Source organism: Pseudomonas sp. NPDC078416 (assembly GCF_050268485.1).
Lineage (GTDB): Bacteria > Pseudomonadota > Gammaproteobacteria > Pseudomonadales > Pseudomonadaceae > Aquipseudomonas.
The window spans coordinates 76,225-98,653 of sequence record NZ_JBNNGV010000003.1 but is presented as its reverse complement, the minus strand read 5'-3'; the positions used below and the strand labels follow the sequence as shown (position 1 = coordinate 98,653).

Below are 22,429 nucleotides of genomic sequence, written 5' to 3'. Positions count from 1 at the left end.
GAGAGCTCAACTCAATATGTCGTATGCAAAAGGTCTGATTTATTTGATCTTGAACACCACTGGCGGCGCTGGCATCCCTCCTATGAGTAAATTAGCCTGCTTTATCAGTACATCCTATGGGGAGTATCAGATGCTCATCGTCTTCAGTGGTCTGCCCGGTACCGGTAAGACGACCATCGCCAAAGGTCTGGCCGCAACGCTGGGTGCCGTTTATGTGCGCATCGATACGATCGAACAAGCCCTTCGTGATTCGGCGGATTTTGCGCGGGATGTAGGCCGCACGGGTTATCTGATCGCCTACGAGTTGGCGGCCAGCAACCTTGGTTTGGGCGGCTCGGTGGTTGTCGACTGTGTGAATCCCGTGATGGAAAGCCGCAGAGCGTGGAGCGCTATATCCTCTCGCTCTGGCGCGCCATTGGCGAACCTTCAGATCATCTGTTCCGACATGACGGAGCATCGACGCAGGGTGGAGACCAGGCAGATCGATATCCCGGGGCTGGCGCCTCCCACCTGGCAATCCGTCTTGAATCATGAGTATGAGCCTTGGGAGAGAGAACCCTTCACGGTCGATACCGCGCTCAATTCCCCGGCGCAGGCAATGGCGGCGATTGCCGATTACTTGAAACGGTCTGATTTATTTACCCCTGACCAAGGCTAACGTCGCTCGTAGTGATGAGCACCGGCACAGCAACCAGCATTTCCGAACAGGGATTCATGAGCATCGCTCACTGCTCTTTGTCACAGGGCCCTGTAGTACATCGGTAACGCGTGAATTAGGTTGAAGGCCAAACCTCTTTCACCCAGGAGCTCGCCCATGAACGCAGTTGCAGCACTCTCGACACTGGTGATGATGCTGATGGTCGCCAACGCTCAGGCGGACGGCAGCACGCCCGCCATGACCCTCGTCCCGAACGGCTCGCAAGCCTCGATTCTCGGGAGCCCGGCGATGTTTGTCGGCACGGTGCGCATCGATCCATTGGTCTCCGCGAATGAGCCGTCCCGGGTCTCGGCGGCCTATGTCACGTTCGGGCCGGGTGCGCGTTCCGCCTGGCACACGCACCCGTTGGGGCAAACGCTGGTGGTGACCGCAGGCACGGGCTGGGTGCAGCAGCAAGGCGGGGAGAAACAGGTGATTCGTCCGGGGGACGTCATCTGGACGCCGCCGGGCGTCAAGCATTGGCACGGCGCCACGGCACAGACAGGCATGACCCACATGGCGATCCAGGAATTCCTCGATGGCAAGAATGTGGAATGGATGGAGCCCGTTTCCGATGCCCAGTACGAGGCCTCCCGATGATCCTTACCCGACTGGCACTGGCTCTGCTCTGCGTCCAACTCGCGGCATGTGCCGTCCAGACCAAGCCATCGACGTCCAGGCTTCCTGCCGTCCCGACACCCGCCGATGCACGCGCGGTCTCGCCGGCATTTGCGAACAGCACCGCCTCGCTGTTAATCGATGAAGTGTGGAAGCGACCCGGACTGTCGCCCCGTGACCGCAGCCTGGTCACGGTGGCCGTGCTCATCGCGCGGGGTCAGACGGTGGAGATGGATTATCACTTTGATCTGGTGCTGAAGAACGGCGTAAAGCCCGTCGAGCTTTCCGAAGCGATCAATCACCTGGCGTTCTACACAGGCTGGGGCAATGCGACGGCGACGGTCCTCATCGCCCAGGAGGTGTTCGCTCGCCATCACATCAGCGCCGATCAACTGGCACCGGTCTCTCCGGTCCTGCTGCAAATCGACAAGGCCGTTGAAGCCGATCGGGTGGTCAAGGTGGATGAGGCCGTGGGGACTACATCCCCGGGGCTTGTTCATTACACGACGGTGGCGCTGTTCAACGACCTCTGGTTACGCCCGGGCCTGGCGCCCCGTGACCGCAGTCTCATCACCGTCAGCGCGCTGGTCGCCAACGGACAGGTGGGGCAGGTGGGCTTTCACCTCAATCGCGCGATGGATAACGGCCTGACGCAACCTCAGGCCTCGGAAATGCTCACCCAATTGGCGTTCTATGCCGGATGGCCGAACGTGTTTTCAGCGGTCCCGGTGTTCAAGAGTGTGTTTGCCAGCAGGGCCGGGTAGGGGCCAAGCACGTGGCATAACCGCACTAACTGCTGAGTCACGCTCAGCTCACTCATGACCTACGTTCACCTAAAGCGGGCGGCTAACCCGGATATACTCCGCCCAATCCGCGTGTTCGGGGTCAACCCGTCCCCTTGCCGTTTCGAGAAGCCCTTGCGTAGGTAGATGATGCAGCTCACCCGTGCCAACCTCGCCGACTTCATGTACTTCCTGGCCGTTGCCCGGCATTTGAGTTTCAGCCGTGCGGGGTTGGAGGTCGGCATCAGTCCTTCGGCCCTCAGCCATGCGATCAAGGCGCTGGAAGCCAGGCTTGGCGTGCGCTTGCTGAACCGGACCACCCGCAATGTCACCTTGACTGCGGCGGGTCAGGAGTTGCTGGCGTCGATCCGTGAGCCCATCGACCGCATCGACCAGGCCATGGAAGTGCTCAACCGTTACCGGGACGAGCCCGCGGGGAGGATCAAGCTGAATGTGTTCAGCGACGCCGCGCTGTTGCTGCTGGCGCCGGTATTACCGCTGTTCGGTGAGCGTTACCCGGACATCGAAGTGGATATTTCGATCTCCAACAGCATGGTCGATGTCGTGGAGGGCGGCTTCGACGCCGGCATGCGCTTTGGCGCGACGGTGCCCGAAGGGATGATCGCGCACCGTCTGTCCCCGGACGTGCGCTGGGTGGTCGCCGGCACGCCCGACTATCTGCGCAAATGGGGCACCCCCGTTCACCCTGAGGACCTGAAGCAACACCGCTGCCTCAAGTTCAAGGTCGGCACCGGCAAGATATACGACTGGGAGTTCGAAAAAGAAGGCGTTCAGCTCGCGGTCCCGGTCTTCGGTGGCGTGATTCTCGATGAGACGCGGATGGCGATTGCACTGGCCTGCGCGGGCAGTGGACTGATCTACGCCGCCGAACCGATCCTCGCGCCCTACGTGCAGAGCGGTGCCCTTGAGTTGGTGCTTGAGGATTGGGCGAGTGTGAGTCCGGGTTTCCACATTTACTATTCCAGCTATCGCCAACAACCGCTGGGGCTGCGTCTGCTGATCGACATGATCCGGGACATCGCGCCGCTGGGGTGACCACGACGGCGAGGCGCCCTGGTTCTCTTCATTAGTGAACATTGCTCATCACCGCATCACACGCACCCCGATAGGCGAAGGCTGACGTCGCCTGTACCGTGACGCCACTCAATCCATCAAAACCGGCGCTCGTCGCACATCACCCTGGCGTGAGGCGATTGCACGGGCCGGACACGTGTCGAGGGCATCAATGCGTACTGCTGAGCTACAAAGAGTCGAGCCTGAAATAGCCAGGCCTGATCGAGGTGTATGGAGCGCCGTGGGTGCCATGGCCATGTGCGTGGCCATGCTCATTTCATCCGAATTCATGCCGGTCAGCCTGCTGACACCGATTGCCTCGGACCTCGGAGCGACCCAGGGGATGGCCGGCCAGGCGATCTCGATTTCGGGACTGTTTGCCGTCGTCACCAGCCTGTTCATGTCGGTCATCGCCGGGCGCATTGATCGTCGCTACGTGTTGATCGGCTTGACCAGTCTGATGCTGGCCTCGTTGATCCTGATTGCCGAGGCGCCGAGCTTCCTGGTCCTGATGATTGCGCGCGCCGTGCTGGGGATCGCCATCGGCGGATTCTGGGCACTGTCCACGGCGACCGTCATGCGGCTCGTTCCTTCCGATACCGTGCCCAAGGCCCTCGGCATCATCTTCACCGGCAACGCCATCGCCACGGCCTTTGCTGCACCCATCGGCAGCTACCTGGGCGGCATCATCGGCTGGAGAGGCGTGTTCTGGGGGCTGGTCCCGCTGGTGCTGATCAACCTGCTGTGGCAATGGATCAGCCTCCCGTCCATGCCGCCCAAGTCGGCGGGCTCGGTCCGTCAATTGTTTGCGCTGCTGCGTCGTCGTCACGTGGCGTTCGGCATGGTGGCGGTGATGTTGACCTTCGCCGGTGCGTTTTCGGCGTTCACCTACTTTCGACCCTTCCTTGAAACCTATACGCAAGCGACCACCCCGCAGCTGTCGCTGTTTCTGCTGGGGCTCGGTGTGGCGGGCTTTGCCGGCACCTATGCGGGGACGGCGCTGGTGAATGAGCGGATGTATGCGCTATTACGCTGGCTGCCATTGCTGCTGGCGGCGGTGACGCTGTTGATGCTGCTATTCGGCCACCTCAAGCCTGGCGTCGCCGTGGCGATGGTCTGTTGGGGCGGGCTGAACGCGGCCATTCCCGTGGCCTGGTCAACCTGGCTCAGCAAAAGCGTCAGTGATGACCCGGAAAGCGGTGGCGGTTTGCTGGTCGCGGCAATTCAGTTGTCGATCATGCTCGGTGGCGCCTTAGGTGGACTGCTGCTGGATCACGTCTCCATTGCCGCGACGTTCATGGGCGCTGCCGCATTGCTGGTGCTGGGTGCGTTGATCGTGGGGAATGGCAGTCGCTTGCGCGGCTAAGCCGGTTTTAAGCGCTTGCGCCCTCGCAGGCAGTGCCTCAGGGGTGGCATCCAGACATTCGCTGGATGCCACCCTCGATTCGGTTTGCAATGCGTAGAGGACTGATTGGCTGGTTAAAGACAAGGCACCTTGCCGGCTTGAGCCACCGCAACGCCACCACTGTCCATCAGCGACACCTTGACCTCGCCGTCTGCTCGGCTCTGTACCAATGTATAGCGCTGATCGGCCGCGAAGTTGGCGTAGTCAAGGGTCGCCGTGCAACGACGATGGCTATTCTGATAACCGATCATCACAATCCCCAGTTCCATCGAATGCCTGCCCGGTGAAACAATGAAGTGATTCAAATGTTGGGCCTGATTTCCATCGAGACGCCTTGCGATCATGTCGTCTCCCGCATGGGCCTCTATGTTGACGATGGACTTTCCAGGTTCAGGACTTGTTGTTCCAGTGGCACAACCGGCCAGCACCGAGACCGTCATCCAGGCGGCAAGTGTCTTTAGTTTCATGGGTTACCTGTTAACTAAGAGTGTTAAGTATTTAAAGCAAACCCCTGTTCGTCAGCGACGTCAGAACAGGACGGCAGGCGCCGCCATATTCAAATCGCCACGTGGGTGCGCTCGTTATAAAAGCGTTATTCAGACGTCGGCCGCTGCGATGCGTAGACGTCTGGAATAAGTGATCGGACGTTATTGTTTTGAGAAGCTGATCCGTACGTCATCGCTGCCAACCAGGCGCGCCAGTGCGGCAGGGTCATCCACGCGGCCCAAGCGGGTGTAGGAATAAGACGAAGGGAAGGTGACGTAAAAAGCGACCAGGGTTTGCGACCCGTACAACATCAGGTCACCGCTGTGGATCGTGCCGGGCCGGGTAGCATTCGTAGTGAGCGCTTTGGGGAGCTCGGCGTGTTTCTCGTTGTTGTTGAGGTCGGGCATATCAAGGGAGAGTGGCAGCAGGGCGGCAAACTCCCGGGCTGCCTGGGTATTGGCCAGGGCAATCTCAAAGCGCGTGTCGCGAACGGTCATCCAGATGCGCGACGCGGTTTGCTGCGCCGTGATTGACGAGGCCTGTGGGGCAGCGCGCGCGCTGCTCAGCGGCGACGCATTGGCTTCGCTGAAGGCGGCCAGGCCGAACAGAAGTCCGAAGGCGCGCGTCAGCTCTCGTGTGCCCCCGGCATGAGCGTGAGTGAAGAGGCCGAACTGATGGTCGCGCATACTGTGGGGCACCTTATGCAATGGAATGATTCACGGGCAAGTGAATCAGGGATTAGTGAATCAAGCGGTCGGCGATTTCAACTTTTCGACTTTAATAACTTACGCTGGACGCCTGATCTCACGGCAATCTACGCCCGGCTTAACGGCCGAACTAGGCCGGTCTCCAGCATGCTTCTGTGAACAAACTTCACTAATGCCGAAACGTTGCAGGATAGAGCGCTCCAGTGGTCCTCGGGATGATTATTTAAGTCGCGAAACCTGTATATAAGTGTCAATCAGCCTGTTGGTCAGGGTCGCGCTCTGACTGGCACAGATGAACATGGCTCAGTATTGCTTTGAACAAAGCACTGCAATCGAGTGACCTTTAATCGCTTAGGCTAAGTGCATCAGGCTGATGCCTTGTATTTACAACAGGAACAAGCCGCCGTCGATATGCCCGGCGCGTTTTGCTGCACAGAGGAGCCTCGCCGTGGAGTTAAAAGTCAATGGGTCAACGTATCAAGTAGACGCGGCCCCGGAAACGCCGTTGCTGTGGCTGATTCGTGAAGACCTGGGTTTGACCGGCACCAAATTCGGTTGCGGGCTGGCGCAGTGCGGCGCCTGCACGGTCATGGTGGACGGAATGGCCGTACGCTCCTGCGTCACCCCGGTCGAGGGCGTGGTCGGCCGCGAGATACGCACCATCGAGTCCATCGAAAGCGACGCCCTTGGCCAGCGCGTGGTTGCCGCCTGGGTCAAGCATCAGGTGGCTCAATGTGGTTACTGCCAATCCGGACAGGTCATGGCGGCCACGGCGTTGCTCAAACGCACGCCTCATCCCACCGATGCCGAAATCGCGGGAGCGATGACCAACCTGTGCCGCTGCGGCACCTACAACGCGATCAAGACCGCGATTCACGAACTGGCAGCCGGCGAGTTCTGACCGGGCACGCGTTTCTACATGTGATCAGGCCGGTCCTGATTGCCCGAGACACAGATGCGTCAACAACAAGGCAGCACATGACGAACCCAAAGCACGCTCCAGCCCACGACGGCGAATGCTCCGACGATAAGCCTGTGAACGTCTCTCGACGAAAATTCCTCCTGGCCTCTGCAGGGCTGACGGCTGGCGCATTGGTCATCAGTTTCGGCATCCCGATCCAGCCGGCCCGCGCGGCGCAGGTGCCCAAGCCCCTCGTGCCCGGAACCCGTGTACCGGCGTTTCTGGAGATCAGGCCGGACAATACAGCGCGCTTGCTGAGCCCTTTCATCGAAGGCGGGCAGGGCATCTTCACCGCCCTGGCGCAAATCATCGGCGAAGAGCTTGACCTGGATCCCGCGAAGTTCGTGGTGGAAAACGCACCGCCCGGAGATGACTACAAGGTGATGGAGAAAGGCGGGCGCTTCACCGGCGGCAGCAACTCGGTTCGTTCGAGCTACACAACGATGCGCAAGCTGGGCGCGGCGGGGCGCCTGATGCTGATGCAGGCGGCCGCCAATGAATGGAAAGTTCCGGTCCAGCAGTTGACGACCGAGCCAGGCAAGGTCATCCATCAACCGTCAGGACGCAGCGCGACCTATGGAGAACTGGCCACGGCAGCGGTCGTTCTACCTGTTCCGGATACCGACGCCATTGCGCTCCGCGATCCCGCGCAGTTTCGCTGGATCGGCAAGCCTGTTCAACGCATTGATGTGCGTGAAAAGTCCACGGGCAAGGCGATGTACACCATCGATGCCAGCGTCGAGAACATGCTCTACGCGGCGGTGCAGCACGCGCCGAGGCTGGGGCTCGAGGTAGGCAGCCTGCGCAACGAGACTCACGTTCGGCAGCTCAAGGGCGTGCACGCCGTGGAGCGGTTGTCCGGAGCGGTGGCCGTGGTTGCCGATCGCTGGTGGATTGCCAAGCGCGCCGTTGAGGCGCTGCAGGTCGATTGGCTCGAGCCAGGTCCGCAGTCCACTGCGCGTTACATGTCCGCCGAGTTCTCTTCCGGAGCCTTCGTCAAGCATCTGGGCGAGCTCGCGGGGAAGGGCGAGACGGCCGAGACAAAAGGCGACGTCGGCAGTGCCATCAGCGGTGCCGGCAAAACCGTCAGCGCGGTCTATCACACCCAGAACCTGAATCATGCTCAGCTGGAGCCGCCGTCAGCATTGGCGCGCTTCGATGAGGCAGGCGGTCTTGAGGTGTGGCTGCCCAATCAGGCCCCTGATCTGTTCCTGGCGGACATCGCCAAACAGACGGGGCTCGACCCGTCCCGCATAACGCTGCATTCGCCACTGCTGGGGGGATTTTTCGGCCGGCATTTTCTCTACCCGAATGCCTCTCCCTACCCTCAGGCCATTCAGTTGGCCAAGGCAGTCGGCAGACCGGTGAAAGTCATCTGGAGTCGCGAGGAGGAGTTTCTTCGCGACGTGCTGCGGCCACTGGCGGTGGTGCGTTTTCGCGGCGCGGTGGACGCTCAAGGCATGCCGGTGGCGATTGAAGCGATCAGCGTCACCGAAGGACCCACGGAAGGCATTGCCAACAAGCACGGCGCCCAACTTGACCCCACGGCGCTTGAAGGGTTGACGGGCAAGAGCTACGACATTCCTCACAAACGCATCGCGCAGTTGTACCAGCAGACCCACGTTGCGTTGGGCTATTGGCGGTCGGTGGGCAACTCGATCAACGACTTTCTCTATGAAGCGTTTCTGGACGAGCTGGCGGATACGGGGAAAGTGGACCCTTACGAAATGCGCCTGAAGCTGCTCCGGGGCAACGACCGGCTGATTCACATCCTGCAACAGGTGGCCGCGTTGTCCGGTGGCTGGAAGCGCGGGCCTTTTACCGCTGAAGATGGCTCCAGGCGCGCCCGTGGCGTAGCGATGGCGTCGCCTTTTGGTACGGAGACCGCTGTGATCGCCGAGGTGTCGATTGAACACGGCAAGGTGAAGGTCCACGACATCTGGCAAGCGATCGATCCCGGCAGCATCGTCAACCCGGCCATCGTTGACGCGCAGGTGAATTCCGCGGTTGCCCTCGGCCTGTCCCAGACACTCGTGGAACAAGCCGTCTACAAAAACGGCATGCCCGTGGCGCGCAATTACGATCTGTACCGAATCCTGCCGCCGGATCTGATGGCCAACGTACACGTCAAGGTGATTGAAAGCGGCGCCACGATGGGCGGGATCGGTGAACCTCCACTGCCTGCCGTCGCACCGGCAGTCGCCAATGCCGTGTCGCACCTCACCGGACAGCGGATTCGCAGCATGCCGCTTTCGACTTACACATTCGATACCTGATAAGGAAACCGGCCGTTGAAAAAAGCCATCACGTGCCTTGCCGTCGGCGGCGTTGTGCTGGCGGCGAGTGGGGCCTGGTTCGTCAACCGGGTTCCTTATTCCCCGCTGGCAAACGCGCCACTGGCGCTATCACCCGCGTTGATCGAGAAAGGCGAGTACGTCGCCAGACTGGGCGACTGTGTCGCCTGCCACAGCGTCGCCGGGAACCCGCCGTTTTCCGGAGGGCTGGAGATGGCGACACCAATGGGATCGATCTTTGCCACCAATATCACGCCCGACAAGCGCAGCGGAATCGGCAACTACAGCCTCGATGATTTTGATCGCGCCGTACGTCAGGGCGTCGCGGCTGACGGCCATCGTCTTTACCCGGCCATGCCTTATCCCTCGTTTTCCAAGTTCAGCGACGACGACGTGAAAGCGCTTTACGCGTTTTTCATGAAGGGTGTCACACCCGCCGACGTCCCGAGCAAGCAGAGCGAAATACCCTGGCCGTTGAACATGCGCTGGCCGTTGGCGTTATGGAACGCGGCGTTCGCCGATTCCGATCCGTATCAGACCAAATCGGGCAAGGACGAAGCGTGGAACCGAGGCGCGTATATCGTCCAGGGCCCGGGGCATTGCGGCAGTTGCCACACACCACGCAGCATCACGATGAATGAAAAGGCTCTGGATGAGCGCAGTCCTGCCTACCTCAGCGGCGCGCTGATTGACGGCTGGTACGCGCCCAGCCTGCGCCAGGACCCCAATATCGGGCTTGGGCGCTGGAGCGAACCGGAGATCGTGCAATACCTCAAAACCGGGCGAAACGTGCACAGCGTCGTCACCGGGTCCATGACCGAGGCGTTCAACAACTCGACCCAGTACATGTCCGACGACGATCTCGGGGCGATCGCGCACTATCTGGTCTCGCTTCCCGGAAACGGCAAAGATGGCCCGCCCTGGAAGCCGAGTCCCGCCCCTGTGGCGTGGTCGAGCCCGGGTGCCAGGACGTATCTCGCCAAATGCAGCAGCTGTCACGGTCAGGACGGTCGCGGGCAGGGCCAGTGGATCCCGCAGCTGGCCGGCGCATCGTCCTCTATGGTCAACGAGAGCGCCACGGGGATCAACGCGACGCTCAATGGCTCTGACCGGGTGATCGCCGGTGGCGTGCCCGACGCGTATCGGATGCCGCCGTATCGCAATCAGCTGACGGATCAGGAGATCGCCGACGTCCTGACGTTTGTGCGCTCAACGTGGGGCAATCAGGGCGACGCAGTGGAGGCGAAGGAAGTCAGTAAGCTTCGCGCCAAAACAGACCCCGCCAGCCCTGATCCCGTCATTCTGCAGATGCGGTAGCGCAAAGTCCTGAACAGCCGTCGTCTGGTCAGTACGGACTTTGAAATCACGGCTATTCAGCCGTGCTCCTTCATCGGCAAACGCTTGACCGAGTACGCACGCTTCTCATCTTCAGAGTTGTAGTACACGTTCTGCGTGGTGCTGAGGCTGTTATGGCGCAGATCGACTTGCAGGTCTTTCATGTCGCGGTGCGGCGCATCGAAGGTCGCCGAGGTATGCCGCAGCCAGTGCAATGACGCCGCCCGCAGGCGGCCGACATCCTCGTCTGGCCAGTGCTCGGCCTGCATGCGCTGCAATGCACGATCAAATACTTCCTGCAGCAGCACACGGATATGCCGGTCGGACAACCCGGCGCGGCCACGTTGAGTGGCAATCAGCGGCGTGCTTTCACGGAAGCCGGGCAGGGGGGGAAGACCCTGATGCAGGCGCCAGCGCTTGAGGTAGTTCTCGACATAATCGTCACGCACGCTGATCTTGCCGGCTTTGTTGCCTTTGCCCACCACGTGATACCACCAGTTGCCGGCGCCGTCCTTGCGCAGGTCGCCCATGGTCGGTTTCCAGTTATCACGGCCGACCAGGTCGGACACCCGCAGGTACATGGCGAAAATCGTCGCCACAATAAACAGGGTGCGCTCGTACTTGGCGTCCTCGGCGGCCAGTAGCTCGGCGGTTTCCAGCACGAAATCCCACTGCAGCGAGGTCAGGATGCGTGTGTCCTGGTTATCGGTGTTGCGCTCTTTGTATTTGCTCTTTTGCTTCACCGCGCGAAACGGGTTCTGCTCGCAGAAACCCTCATCGATCGCGTGCTGGAAAAAGCTGCCACACACCGCGAATATCTGCGCGATAGAGCCTTGAGCCAACCGGTAAGTGTCCTGAAGGGCGGGCCGGTTTTCTTCCTGAGCGCGCTTGCGTTCTTCCTTGGCGACGGTCTGGCTGAACGGCCGCCAGTCGGGGTTGAGTACAAAGGTGTCTGTGGCGGTTTTCTTGCGCGCACCGAGGCGTGTGAAGCGGGATTTGACCACCGGACCGACCCAGGCGGGGTCAGGTGCCAGGCAGAATTCCATGAAACTCTCCGCCTGGGTGCGGCGCATGGCGAGGAGGGGTGTTCTGGATTTGAGCATCGTCCACAGCAGGAGTCGCTCGACGTGGGTGCGGTAAGAATTAAACGTGGATTCGTTGCCGGCGTAGGACTTGAGAAAGCTGCGCACGGCGCGGTAGCCTTCGACGGCCTGGATTTCGGCAGGGAATTGCTCGAGATAATCGCGGATTGCCGGAAGCTCTTCCTTTAAAGAGCTGAAGTTGAGCTCGCCGAACTTTGCGTAGGTTTCAAACAACGGATGCGGTGACGAAGGCGCGGGCATTTGTATTCGCTGGCTGGGGATGCGGAAGATGGCCGCATGATCGTGCAGCTGACGTGCATATGCAATATCCGGGTCTGACAGTTATCGGATATTGCATTTTTGAGTTGGGGTGTGTTAGCGGGGTCGCTTTAAGCCATTTGGGGTTTGTGAGCTGGTTTAGGCTTGTCAGAGCCTTTGAGGCCATGTCTTCGGGTGTCGCTGTGTGGTTTCGCGGGCTTTCAGCAAGTTATGCCATGCACATGTGGCGATTCTCCTGTCTGTTTGGCGCTTTTTTGGCAGCGTTGTTGCTCTGCAGGCCTTATTTTACTGGGCTTTGGGGGTGTTCAAGCGCTGGTGACCCCGTAGGAAACGCGTTAGCGAGCTGCTGGTTCACGTGGTCTTAGTGACAGTCCTCGGGATTCTCCCTGGCATAGGCCTGGGACGGTGAATCTGGGGTCGAGTGTCAGGCCTGCAGTCATGGAGTCGCTGTACAAGATCCCGGGTGGTCAGGCGCTGGCGGTCAGCTGGATATCGCTGAGCTGCATTGTCGCAGGTCTCGGGATCTGCGCTTGTGGCGTGTCATCTGTGGTGCATATCACTGGCGGCGGTCAGGTATCGACATCCGCGTGAGTGAGGATCAGATATTGATTCTGGTGACTGAGCGCTGGCCTGGCGCACGAGATGTTCGCTTTGGATTCGAAGGCTGAGCTTGATCCAGCGGTGCGCTGCAGGTAAGCGGTGATCGTTATTGTTGGATCATCGAGTTTGGAGTGAACGGTGTGAGCTGTGAGCTGTGAGCATTGAAGACCAAGCGTTGGTATCGGCGTGAAGCTTCATGGCATGACAGAGGATCCGAGAATAGAGAGACGCCACGTTCGATTGTCTGAGACACACCCCCAAATGCGTAACATGGTGTTACGCATAATGTATATTATGTTAAATGATGTGTCAGCGTGGCGATTCTTTGTAACCCCATTCATCAATCCATAGTCCATAGCTTCCCTTTCACAAAACCTGAGTCAGTTGCCGGATCGCACCGCCTGGCAAGGTCACGCCGATAACCGCCGATGCGACCCGGAGATCCTGATGCCCAGCACAGGCAGCCCGCGCAACGTAAATGAACAACAGCTGAATTAACCGCGGCGTGTTTCATGCTAGCTGTACGTAAATACGCACAAGCGGTTGCAGGAACGGAACGCTCAACGTTGCAACCGCTGCGTTGATCAGCGCCACGTACAGCAAGGTGGCGCTGGCGATCAGACTAACGTGACGACACCGACACCGACACCGACACCGAGGAACGCTGGCAGCGTGGACAATGCAAATCAACATCGAAGTTCATGCCATCCATTGGCTTGCGACAGCCTGGCGTTGGCGGCTGGCATCAGGTCGCCGTGTAGCCGGGGGATGTGCTCGGAGCCGATGCCTCCGCTGCCGCCAAAGAGGCCTGCGCCCTGCTCCGCCCATCGTCGGGCCCAACCCAGACAGGCATCGGGACCGAGATCCTAGCGGTAGTACAACAGCGAGGTAGTTTGGCACCCCGGATCAAAGATGGAACGCGGGTTTGGGCTCGCGATCGCCCTGGACAGAAGGAACGCGGACGCGCAGCGCAATCATCAACGCAGCCAGCAGCATCAGCACGGCCGCCGCGACGAATACGCCTGCACTGCCACCGAGGTTGAACATTGCGCCGCCCGCAGCGGCGCCGGTGGCAATGGCTGACTGCACAGATGCCACGACCATGCCTCCGGCGCTTTCCGCCTGATCAGGGACCGCGCTGGCGACCCAGTTAGACCACGCCACCGGCACACCGCCAAAGCCCAAGCCCCAGATCGCCAGCAGTACCGCCTGCCCTGGCACCGAGGCCGGCAACAGTACCAACGCCAGCGCTGCAACGCCGACCAGCGCGGGCATGAGCACCAGGGTGGCCAGTGGGTTTCGTTCCAGCAACTTACCGGCCAACAGCGTGCCGACGAAATTCGCCGCACCGAACCCCAGCAACATCAGTGACAGCCCTTGGGGGCCGATGCCGGTCGTCCCTTCAAGGAACGGCCGCACGTAGGTGAACATCGCGAAGTGCCCGCTGTGCACGAGCACGCAACCGAACATGCCCATGGCGATGCCCGGACGCCGCAACACCTCGTAAATGGTGCGAAGTCTGGCTGGCCGGCGCGGCGCGAGCTGCGGAAGCGTGAACGACTGAAAAGCCAGGGTCACCATGCCGACCGCCGCCGCTGCAAAGAACGCGCTGCGCCAGCCATACAGCCCACCCAGGTAGCTGCCCAGCGGCACCGCCACTACCGTGCCGATGGCGATGCCGCTGAAAATGATCGACAGCGCCCGAGGCAACAACGCACTCGGCACCAGTCGCATCGCCACTGCCGCCGCCATGCTCCAGAACCCGCCAAGGGCGATGCCCAGCAAAATGCGCATCAATAACAGCACCACGAAGCTGGAGGATACGGCGACCAACAAGTTGGAGGCGACCATCAACGTTGAAAAACCCAGCAACACCCAACGTCGGTCGATGCTCCGGGTCAGGCCTGGCACCAGCAGCCCGGCGAACAGCGCCACCACGGCTGTCACTGTTACCGCCTGGCCAGCCAGCGCTTCCGACACGCCCAGATCGGTCGCCATCAGCGTCAACAAGCTCGCCGGAAGGTACTCGGCGGTCAGTAATCCGAACACGCCCATCGCCAACGAGAAGACGGCCATCCACGCGGGTGTCGCAGGTTCCACGTCCGCGCCGATGCCCGGCTGGCGGTCGGATGCGGCGTTACATACACAGTCAGTCATTTGCAGGATCTCCCGATCGTCATTGGGAGACAGAGTCTAGGCGCCGAAAACCGGATGATCTATGATCCTCGGTCTCAACTTTTTGACCGAAACACCTGAATGATGCCTGCAGATCAGTTTGCTCTCTCCTCGGACCTCATCAACGAATTGCTGCGTGGCATGCGCCTGCGCGGCGTCGAGTACCGGCGTATCGAGACGGGGCCTACCTTCGGTCTGGGTTTCGCGGAAACACCCGGGCACGCCTGGTTCCACTTCCTGGCCGTCGGTCATGCAGTGCTGCAAATGGAGGACGGCAGCACCTACGCGCTGTCTGCCGGCAACGCCGTGTTCATCTCCCATGGCGCGGCCCATCGGCTGCTTTCCCATACGGACGCGCCTGTTCAAGACATCGATCGTCTGGATGGTGCACCCTTGGGTGACACCGTCAGTGCAGTGGATGCCGGAACCGATGCCAACGCCACGCCGAGCACCCTTTTGTTCAGTGGTTGCATGGAGTTCGAACTGGGCAGCATCCATGGCCTTGGCCGGCTGATGCCGGGCCTGATGGTGATTGATGCCGGCGGCCAGCGTTACCCCGGGCTGGTGCCGATACTGAGCACCATGGAGCGCGAAGTCAGTGCGGCCCGTGTCGGCTTCGCCGGTATCCTCGCACGCTTGGCTGACGTGGTGGCTGCCATGATCGTCCGCGGCTGGGTCGAGTGCGCCTGCGGGAATGCCTCTGGCCTCGTCGCCGCCTTGCGTGATCCACGCGTGGCCGGTGCACTGCTGGCGGTTCATCAACAACCGGGACGCGAGTGGACCGTCGCGCAGTTGGCAGAGCGCTGCAATACCTCGCGCTCGGTTTTCGCGGACCGCTTCCAGGTGACGATCGGCATGACGCCGCTGCGCTACGTCACTGAATTGCGAATGCGCCTGGCGAGCCAGTGGCTGAGCCTTGAAGGGCTGCCGATTGAAGAGGTGGCACAACGTCTGGGCTACACCTCCCAGGCTGCGTTCAGTCGTGCGTTCAAGCGCGTCACGGGCAAAACACCTGGATTGAGTCGCAAGGTGAAACGGCCCGCGATGGCTTGAAACCCGAGCGCCCATTGCGGCGCCGCGCTGGGTAGACAATCAATTACGCCTGATCTGATTCAACAAGGTGACCAGTCCCCTTCCCTCTGATGCGTAACGTTCCGCTGCTACATATGAAGCAACGGAATTTCCTGGCAAGCCTTTCTGAAGGTCGAACAGACCGGCGCATCTAGAAGCGGTACGACACGCCAGTGGTCACGTTGATCGGATCGCCCGGATAGAAGTTTGCCGAGTCCTCGCCTTTGGCATCGTAGGCCGTGTTGGACGCCGTCGCGTAACGCTCGTTGGTCAGGTTGCGGGCGTCGACGAAGACCTCCCACTGGCGGTTCGGCGCCTCATAACCGAATTTGGCGCCCCACAGGGTGTACGACGGTGCGCCCAGCGAGTTGGCAAAGTCGACGTAGTAACTCGATGCCGAGCGCGCATTCAACTGCGCATAGAAGCCTGCGGCCTGGCGGTATTCAAGCTCGGCCTGATAGACCTGACGCGGCAGGCCGGGCAGCTCGTTGTCACCAAAGGTGGCGTCGTGGCGGTAGTGGAAATCGTTGTAGGTGAAGGCCTGGCGCAGGGTCACGGTGTCGCCGCCCTGTCCTTCCCACAACAACGCGTTGAGTCCCGCTTCGATCCCTTGGTGAAGGGTTGCGCTGCCGTTGGAGGTCGCCACCAGCTGATCTTGGGTGGCGGTGGCCTGGCGCACCACGACAGAGAGCAATTCTTTCTGCACCCACGACCGGTACAGCGTCAGGCTGCCATCGAAAATCCCATGGCCACCGCGAATTCCGAACTCTACGGTGTTGGCTTTTTGCGGGCGTACGTCGCGCAGGTAAGGTGTGCCGGTGCTGCCCAGTTGCCAAGTAACCGGCGGATCGATGGAGCGGCTGACGTTGCCGAACAGCTCGAATTCCGGTGTCAGCGCGTAGCGCAGGCCGATACGGGGCGCGACGTCACGCTCTTCGTATTCCACGCTATTGGGAAACGCCGTGGTGTTGACCCCGGTGGTGTATTCGATGTCGGCTTTGCGCTTGATGTCGATGAACGACAGCCCCGAGGACAGCCACAGGTCATCGGTCAGCTGCAGCTCGTTGCCCAGGGAGAACACGGTGTCGCGCGAGCCGGTGTAGTTGGCTTCCTGCTGCTTGATTTTCGTCGCCTTGCTATGGGATTTCACGTCGGCGAGGTAAGCGCGCGTGGTGCTGAAGGTCTCGGTGCTGTCGCTGTTCAGGCCCAGAAAAGTGTCGCCGGTGCGCAGGTAGCGCAGGGTCAGGTTGATGTCCTTGGAGCGCCAGTCCTGGGGCGTGGCCGAGTAACGCCAGCCGTTGTAGAGCGGATAGTCGTTGTAGCCCAGTCCGACTTCAAGCCTGGCGTTGTCGTCGAAGGTGTAAGTGGTCTTGCTGCCCAGCAGTGTGGTGCCGTCCTTCTTGCGACCGAACGGTACGGCGTTGCTGGTGGGGTCGTGCTTGATCTGGTACTTGGTCAGCGTGTTGCCCTGGCTCAGGGTCTCCACCCGGTAACGCAGAAAGAAACGCGTCTCCAGTTTCGGATTAAAGACATAGCCGAAGTTGGCGACGATGCCCTGCCCTTTGTTCGCAGTATCGTCCTGATAACCGTCCCGTTCGTTGTGCTGCAGGCTGACGTAATAATCGGCATTGCCCTCGACGCCTCCGGTGCTCAATACCTGTTTGCGATAACCGTAACTCCCGGCTTCGAAGCGCGCGTAATTGCCGGGATCGGTGCGTCCGGTCTTGCTGACAAAGTTGATCGCGCCGCCCAGGGACAACGCCGAATAGTTAAACGCGTTGGCGCCGTACAGCACTTCCGTGTGATCGACCCCGGCCATGTCGAGCATGTCTTCCTGCGTACCGCCGGGCCCGGTGAGCGGCAAACCGTCGAAGAGGAATTTTATGCCCAGGACATAGCCTTGATAAAACGTGTTCAGACCTGAACCACGAATCGAAATCTTGTTGGCGGCTGAGCCGCTGGTGGCCTGGGCGAAGACACCCGGTTGCAACGCCAGTACATCTTCGGCATTGGAGGCACGGCCTTTTTCAATTTCGTGGTTGTCGATGACCGCCGTCTTGCCCGGCACCTTCGCCAATTGTCTTTCGGCTTTCTGCGCCTCACTGGCCTGAGCGCCGGTCACGGTCACGGTGGAAAGTCGAGGGGCCTGGGCATTCGGGTCATCAGCGGCGAGTGAAGTGCCGTGGACCAGCATCAGCAATACGCCCAGGCTGGAAGCCGTGGCCAGTGAATCAAAACGCAGAGCGCTTACATCAAACTTCTGCAGCATCGGGATACTTGCTCCATTAGGTCATAGACAGGGGAGCATCTATTCGTATAGTTGCGCTCTCGAGACACTTAGCAGAGTTCGTGCCACCGGTTATTAGCTGTCTTAAGTACGGTTTTATTAAGCAATCCCCTAACGCAACGTGCATTTTGTGTTTCCACTGTCGGATCAACAACAGTTGCCAGAAAGCGCGCACCCCCCCACAACCCTCTGAATAGACTCCTGACCTGTTTCTGATATAGCTGAAAAGCAGCTGCTCATAACAGCGACTGTTTGCCTGCCAACAGCTCAACGACAAAACGTGTATTCCTCATACTTTCATGCCAGCCCGCCGTGGAAAAAACGCACTGTTTGCAGGTTTTCACTAATTGGTATGGCTCTTGCTCTAGTCTCGGGTGTGACATCAAAGGCATGCGGAGAATCTCTTCCGTCACCTGCCGTTAATAACGGAACCCGAGTTCCGGTTTTGTTAAACATCCAGGAGTAAATCAATGGCCAATGCCCAAACAGCGAGCGCACTGGATGTGCTCTGGCGCCAGGCGCCGGGCGGCGAGTTGCTCGACCTGGGTCGGGTCTATCGAGGGCCTTTGGCGCTGTCGAGGCTGCACACCACGCCCGGGCGCATTCTGAGCCGTCGCGAAGCGGTACTGCTCGGTGTCTTCGCGCTGGTGCTGCATGGTGCTGTCATCTATTGGGTCAACAGTTCATCGACGCCGCCGTTGCCTGTCGTGCCGCCGGAAATCCCGCCGATGACCATCGAGTTTTCCCAGCCCGCGCCGCCGGTTGTCGAACCACCACCGCCCGCCCCCATCCCTGAGCCCGCCGTTGAGCCGCCACCGCCGGTCGAGGACGAGCTGGCCGTGAAGCCGCCGCCCAAGCCGGTCCCGAAGCCGACCCCTAAGCCAAAACCGGTGGTCAAGCCGGTGCCCAGGCCGGTGGACAAACCTGTGGAGCCGTCGCCACCCCTTGCGCCGCCACCGCCGGTCGCGGCTCCGGCTCCGCCTGCACCACCGGCGCCCGCCCCCGTGACACCGGCCTCGGCCAACGCCGGCTATCTGCACAATCCGGCCCCGGAATACCCGGCCCTGGCCATGCGCCGCAATTGGCAAGGTACCGTTTTGTTGCGCGTGCACGTGCTGGCCACCGGCAAGCCCGGCGAGATCCAGATTCAGAAAAGCAGCGGTCGCGATCAGCTCGACGACGCGGCGCTGGCCGCCGTCAAGCGCTGGAGTTTTGCGCCAGCCAAACAGGGCAACAACCCGGTCGATGGCTGGGTCAGCGTGCCGATCGATTTCAAATTGCAATAAACCCTGATTTCGCTTCACCACACTGCGGGCTACCTGACCAAAGGCGCATCGCTACACGATTTGAACGCCTTGTTGGAGTACTCACATGAACCTTATCGCTTCGCCTTTCGAATCCATTGAACACGCGGTCATCTGGCTGCTGATCGTTTTTTCCGTTGCCACCTGGGGACTGGCCCTGCTCAAGGGTGTTCAGTTCGCCCGGCTCAAGGGGCAAGACAAGAAATTCCACAAGCAGTTCTGGGCCGCATCCAGCCTGGATTCCGCGGCGGAACTGGCCCAGACCCAACCAGGCGCGGCAGCCCGTGTCGCCCTGGCAGGCTACGCCGCAATTCAGGTGGCGGAAGGCGGTCAGGCCGCTGACCTGAGCCAGGCGATCAATCATCAGGACCGTCTGGAACGCGCGCTGCGCCAGCAGATTGTCCGTGAACGCCGCTCGCTGGAAACCGGCCTTGCGATTCTGGCCAGTATCGGCAGCACCTCGCCCTTCATCGGCCTGTTCGGTACGGTCTGGGGCATCATGTCGGCGCTCAAGGGCATTAGCGCTGCAGGTTCGGCAAGCCTTGAAACAGTCGCCGGGCCGATCGGTGCCGCGCTGGTGGCCACAGGCGTGGGTATCGCCGTGGCCGTGCCGGCGGTGCTGGTTTACAACTATTACCTGCGCCGCCTGAAGCTGACCGCCGCTGACCTGGACGACTTCGCCCATGACTTCTACAGCCTGGCGCAGAAACATGCGTTCCGCGTGCTGCTGCATCCGGTGCTGAACAAGTCGGGCGCTACTGCCACAGCCCAGAAAGTGAAGGAGGCGTCCTGAAATGGCTTTCTCAACCCAGGATAGCGATGAAGTGCTGAGCGAGATCAACGTTACGCCGCTGGTGGACGTGATGCTGGTGCTGTTGGTGGTGTTCATCGTCACAGCGCCCCTGTTGACCAACTCGATCCCGATCAACCTGCCCAAGACCGAATCCGTCGCACCGGTGGAACAGAAGGATCCATTGGTGGTGAGCATCGACGACAAGGGCAAGCTGTTCATCAACAAAGACGAGATCCAGCCGGATCTGCTGGAAACCAACCTCAAGGCCGCCAAGGACAAGAACGCCGACGTGCGCGTGCAACTGCAAGCAGACAACGGCGTGAATTACGGCGAAGTGGCGCGAGCGATGGCATCGATTGAAAAGGCCGGGATTACCAAGTTGTCAGTGATCACCGCGAAATAGATGACCGGACCCTGGATGGACCTGTGCGAGTGAGCTCGCTCACAAAAGCGCCAGTACAGACGATGCTATAGATCGCCTGTGCTGGCGCACTGGTGAGCACACTCACTCCCATCAAACAAAAATAGTTCTCTGATTTCGTTACACCATCCAACAAACCTTACCAAGTCCAGCCCGGTTCTGAGGCAACGATGCGGTGTGCGTTACCCACCGCATCGCTGCAACCGCCCCCGTCAGACCGCCTCCTGCTGCAATGCATCGCTGAACTGGCGATTCCACAACCGCGCATATTGCCCGCCCAGCAGCAAGAGCTGTTGATGGTTGCCGTCCTCGATCACCCTGCCCTTGTCGAACACCAGAATCCGGTCCAGATGCGCGACCGTCGAGAGACGGTGCGCCACCACCAACACGGTTTTGTCTTCCATGATTTCGTCCAGCTTGTCCTGAATGAAGCGTTCGGTAATCGAGTCCAGACTCGACGTGGCTTCATCCATCACCAGGATCGGTGCGTTCTTGAGCAGCACCCGTGCGATGGCGATGCGCTGACGCTGGCCACCCGAGAGCTTGACCCCGCGTTCGCCCACCAGCGACTCGTCACCGTGTTCCATGCTGTCGATGAACTCGCTGGCGCCTGCGCGATGAATCGCTTCGGCCACCTCCTCCATCGACGCATCCAGACGACCGTAGTGAATGTTTTCGCGAATGCTGCGGTGGAAGAGCCCCGGTTCCTGGGGAATCAGGCCGATTTGCTGATGCAACGAGTGCTGCGTGACATTGCGCACGTCCACGCCATCGATCAGCACCCCGCCCTTCTGCACGTCGTACAGCCGCAGCAGCAGACTCAACAGGGTTGATTTGCCCGAACCCGAAGCGCCCACCAGACCGACTTTCTGCCCCGCCGGAATGACGATGTTCAAGTGCTCGAAGATCGGCTGGTCGGTGCCATAGCTGAAACCGACGTCACGAAATTCGAGATCTCCGCGCTTGACCTGCAGCGCCTTGGCACCCGGTCGGTCGATGACCTCATGGGGCCGAATCAAGGTGTGCACCCCGTTCGAAATGTTGCCGGTGGCTTCGAAAAATTCGAGAAAGCGACGGGACAGATTGCCCACATCGCTGATGATCAGCAGCGACAGGCTGGTGGCCATGACGAACGCTGCAATGTCGATGCGATGACTGCGCCACAGGTACAGCGCCAGCATCAACAGGCCCAGTTTCAGCAACACCCCGCAGCTGGTCTGGAACCACCGGATCTTCTCCATGTAGCCCAGCGAGCGATAGGCCGCGGCGACCTCCTTGTCCAGAAACGTGCCCAGGTAGTTGTGCTCGAACGCGTGCCGGGCGAACAGGCGGATGTTGGCCAGGTTCGACACCGCATCCACCACCTTGCCGGAACTGATGCTGCGCGCGGCCGAGTACTGCTGAGCCAGCGGGTGGCTGCGACGCGCCAGCAGGTAACACACGGCGATGAACAACGCCGACCAACCCGCCATGAACACCGCCAGCAGGGGTGAGGCCGTCCACAACAGCACCGTCGCCAGGCTCAGCGTCACCAGCAAGGGAATCAGATCAAACAGCAAGATGCTCAGCGTCTGGTTCACCCCCATCGCCACCTCGGAAACCCGGTGCGCCAGGGCGCCGGCAAACTCGTTGCTGATGAACCGATGGGAGTGCTGCTGCAGGTAGGCAAACACCACGTGGGTCACCGTCCGGCGCTGCAACGGCAGTACGTGAATGTGGCACCCGGCCGCCGCGCGGGTGAACAGCACCTCGCACACCAGCAGCAGGGCAAAGGCCGTCAACGGCCAGCGCAACACCTCGAAGGCGTGTTCGGCGTCCAGCCCGTTACTGACCGTGCGAGTGATTTGCCCCAGCCCCCATGGAATCAGGATCGAGCACACCACTGCCGCGATTTGCAGCAGCAGAATCGCGACGTACCAGCCCTTGAAGTTGCCAATGAAAAATCGGACGAAGGCCGCCGGCGTGGACGGCAGATGTTCCACCCTCCAGCTGAGTAACCGGCGATCACGGGGTGCAAAGGGTGAGAAAGACGAGCTCATGACAGATAGCATTCCTGAA

At 60.5% G+C, this 22,429-nt stretch carries 18 protein-coding genes; 12 read left to right on the top strand and 6 right to left on the bottom strand.

Annotation, left to right across the window (positions count from 1 at the left end):
- Positions 1 to 130 precede the first annotated feature (130 nt).
- From ACQKEN_RS05970 to ACQKEN_RS05950, 5 genes are all read left to right on the top strand, one after another.
- On the top strand, positions 131 to 658 hold the full coding sequence (locus tag ACQKEN_RS05970; protein ID WP_427684585.1) for an AAA family ATPase: 528 nt from the start codon (positions 131 to 133) through the stop codon (positions 656 to 658).
- A 156-nt stretch (positions 659 to 814) separates the two neighbouring features.
- Positions 815 to 1,297, top strand: coding sequence for a (R)-mandelonitrile lyase (locus tag ACQKEN_RS05965; RefSeq protein WP_272631773.1), 483 nt, complete (start codon positions 815 to 817; stop codon positions 1,295 to 1,297).
- Positions 1,294 to 2,079, top strand: a complete 786-nt coding sequence (locus ACQKEN_RS05960) for a carboxymuconolactone decarboxylase family protein (protein ID WP_427684373.1) — start codon at positions 1,294 to 1,296, stop codon at positions 2,077 to 2,079. The genes ACQKEN_RS05965 and ACQKEN_RS05960 overlap by 4 nt, the downstream gene beginning before the upstream one ends.
- A gap of 168 nt (positions 2,080 to 2,247) precedes the next feature.
- Positions 2,248 to 3,153: a LysR family transcriptional regulator gene (locus tag ACQKEN_RS05955; protein ID WP_427684371.1), complete on the top strand. Its 906-nt coding sequence runs from the start codon at positions 2,248 to 2,250 to the stop codon at positions 3,151 to 3,153.
- Between the two features lie 190 nt (positions 3,154 to 3,343).
- Positions 3,344 to 4,537, top strand: coding sequence for an MFS transporter (locus tag ACQKEN_RS05950; protein WP_427684369.1), 1,194 nt, complete (start codon positions 3,344 to 3,346; stop codon positions 4,535 to 4,537).
- A gap of 113 nt (positions 4,538 to 4,650) precedes the next feature.
- On the opposite strand, the gene ACQKEN_RS05945 is transcribed toward ACQKEN_RS05950, so the two are convergent.
- The gene (locus ACQKEN_RS05945) at positions 4,651 to 5,043 is read right to left on the bottom strand and encodes a hypothetical protein (protein WP_427684367.1); all 393 of its coding nucleotides are present in this window, start codon (positions 5,041 to 5,043) and stop codon (positions 4,651 to 4,653) included.
- 180 nt (positions 5,044 to 5,223) lie between these two features.
- Positions 5,224 to 5,748 carry a cyclophilin-like fold protein gene (locus ACQKEN_RS05940; RefSeq protein WP_427684365.1) on the bottom strand — a complete coding sequence of 175 codons (525 nt, stop codon included), beginning with the start codon at positions 5,746 to 5,748 and terminating at the stop codon, positions 5,224 to 5,226.
- A gap of 469 nt (positions 5,749 to 6,217) precedes the next feature.
- Between ACQKEN_RS05940 and ACQKEN_RS05935 the strand changes: the two genes are divergently transcribed.
- The 3 genes from ACQKEN_RS05935 (at position 6,218) to ACQKEN_RS05925 (ending at position 10,341) form a co-directional block, all read left to right on the top strand.
- Entirely contained in the window at positions 6,218 to 6,670 is a 453-nt protein-coding gene (locus tag ACQKEN_RS05935) for a (2Fe-2S)-binding protein (protein ID WP_427684363.1), read from the top strand.
- 77 nt (positions 6,671 to 6,747) lie between these two features.
- Complete coding sequence (locus tag ACQKEN_RS05930) at positions 6,748 to 9,006, top strand: molybdopterin cofactor-binding domain-containing protein (protein WP_427684361.1); 2,259 nt, start codon at positions 6,748 to 6,750, stop codon at positions 9,004 to 9,006.
- A 15-nt stretch (positions 9,007 to 9,021) separates the two neighbouring features.
- Positions 9,022 to 10,341 carry a c-type cytochrome gene (locus ACQKEN_RS05925; protein WP_427684359.1) on the top strand — a complete coding sequence of 440 codons (1,320 nt, stop codon included), beginning with the start codon at positions 9,022 to 9,024 and terminating at the stop codon, positions 10,339 to 10,341.
- A 56-nt stretch (positions 10,342 to 10,397) separates the two neighbouring features.
- On the opposite strand, the gene ACQKEN_RS05920 is transcribed toward ACQKEN_RS05925, so the two are convergent.
- Both ACQKEN_RS05920 and ACQKEN_RS05915 read right to left on the bottom strand, forming a co-directional pair.
- On the bottom strand, positions 10,398 to 11,702 hold the full coding sequence (locus tag ACQKEN_RS05920; protein WP_427684357.1) for a tyrosine-type recombinase/integrase: 1,305 nt from the start codon (positions 11,700 to 11,702) through the stop codon (positions 10,398 to 10,400).
- 1,524 nt (positions 11,703 to 13,226) lie between these two features.
- Positions 13,227 to 14,477 carry an MFS transporter gene (locus ACQKEN_RS05915; RefSeq protein ID WP_122625007.1) on the bottom strand — a complete coding sequence of 417 codons (1,251 nt, stop codon included), beginning with the start codon at positions 14,475 to 14,477 and terminating at the stop codon, positions 13,227 to 13,229.
- Between the two features lie 102 nt (positions 14,478 to 14,579).
- Between ACQKEN_RS05915 and ACQKEN_RS05910 the strand changes: the two genes are divergently transcribed.
- Positions 14,580 to 15,548 (top strand): AraC family transcriptional regulator, encoded by a 969-nt coding sequence (locus ACQKEN_RS05910; RefSeq protein ID WP_427684583.1) that lies wholly within the window; start codon positions 14,580 to 14,582, stop codon positions 15,546 to 15,548.
- 169 nt (positions 15,549 to 15,717) lie between these two features.
- Here ACQKEN_RS05910 and ACQKEN_RS05905 read toward each other — a convergent pair whose 3' ends face one another.
- A complete protein-coding gene (locus ACQKEN_RS05905; RefSeq protein WP_427684355.1) occupies positions 15,718 to 17,835 on the bottom strand; it encodes a TonB-dependent receptor family protein in 2,118 nt (705 codons plus the stop codon).
- Positions 17,836 to 18,323: 488 nt separating this feature from the next.
- Here ACQKEN_RS05905 and ACQKEN_RS05900 point away from each other — a divergent pair, with 488 nt between their 5' ends.
- From ACQKEN_RS05900 to ACQKEN_RS05890, 3 genes are all read left to right on the top strand, one after another.
- The gene (locus tag ACQKEN_RS05900; protein ID WP_427684353.1) at positions 18,324 to 19,139 is read left to right on the top strand and encodes an energy transducer TonB; all 816 of its coding nucleotides are present in this window, start codon (positions 18,324 to 18,326) and stop codon (positions 19,137 to 19,139) included.
- A gap of 85 nt (positions 19,140 to 19,224) precedes the next feature.
- Positions 19,225 to 19,950 (top strand): MotA/TolQ/ExbB proton channel family protein, encoded by a 726-nt coding sequence (locus tag ACQKEN_RS05895; protein ID WP_205483438.1) that lies wholly within the window; start codon positions 19,225 to 19,227, stop codon positions 19,948 to 19,950.
- 1 nt (position 19,951) lies between these two features.
- A complete protein-coding gene (locus ACQKEN_RS05890; RefSeq protein WP_122537054.1) occupies positions 19,952 to 20,353 on the top strand; it encodes an ExbD/TolR family protein in 402 nt (133 codons plus the stop codon).
- Positions 20,354 to 20,583: 230 nt separating this feature from the next.
- On the opposite strand, the gene ACQKEN_RS05885 is transcribed toward ACQKEN_RS05890, so the two are convergent.
- Complete coding sequence (locus ACQKEN_RS05885; protein WP_122537055.1) at positions 20,584 to 22,410, bottom strand: ABC transporter ATP-binding protein; 1,827 nt, start codon at positions 22,408 to 22,410, stop codon at positions 20,584 to 20,586.
- Positions 22,411 to 22,429 lie beyond the last annotated feature (19 nt).